This is a genomic window from Streptococcus mitis, from assembly GCF_001579035.1.
GTDB lineage: Bacteria > Bacillota > Bacilli > Lactobacillales > Streptococcaceae > Streptococcus > Streptococcus mitis_J.
On the sequence record NZ_KQ970319.1, the window covers coordinates 1 to 452 of the forward strand.

Genomic DNA, 452 nt, shown 5'->3' on the forward strand with positions numbered 1-452 from the left:
CATTTTTTTCATTGTTCTTCCCTTTCTACATTAAGAAATCGCAACTTTAAAGACAACTTTTTTCACAGGTTCATCATTTATACGAACCTTGGGTTGATGTAAATCTTCTGGAAAAGTGATGAGGCATTCGCCAGCTCTCAAATGAACCAACTGTTCCACTTTCCCTGTGTATAATTCAATATCCTTCTCTTCATCATACTCTTGGGTAACGCTTACATTTTCTGGCGACGTAACAGCCATGGCTTCTTCGTTTTCCAAAACTAAATGAATATCCAAATATTTTTGGTGGGTTTCAAAGAAGGTCCCTGCTTGACCATCTGCTAGATAAGTAAAGCAATTCCCAAACAATCGATCTCCATCGATAGCAATCGAACCTTCTGTTAAATTTTCTAGTCCTTGTTTTTTCTAGAAAATCTATCAATGTTGCAAAATGTGGATTTACTCCCACATAA

Annotated in this window: 1 pseudogene; it reads right to left on the reverse strand. The window is 36.5% G+C overall.

Features of this window, described 5'->3' with window-relative positions:
* Positions 1 to 30: 30 nt before the first annotated feature.
* Positions 31 to 452 (reverse strand): annotated as a pseudogene (locus SMIDD26_RS10875) (YhcH/YjgK/YiaL family protein); the annotation flags it as partial.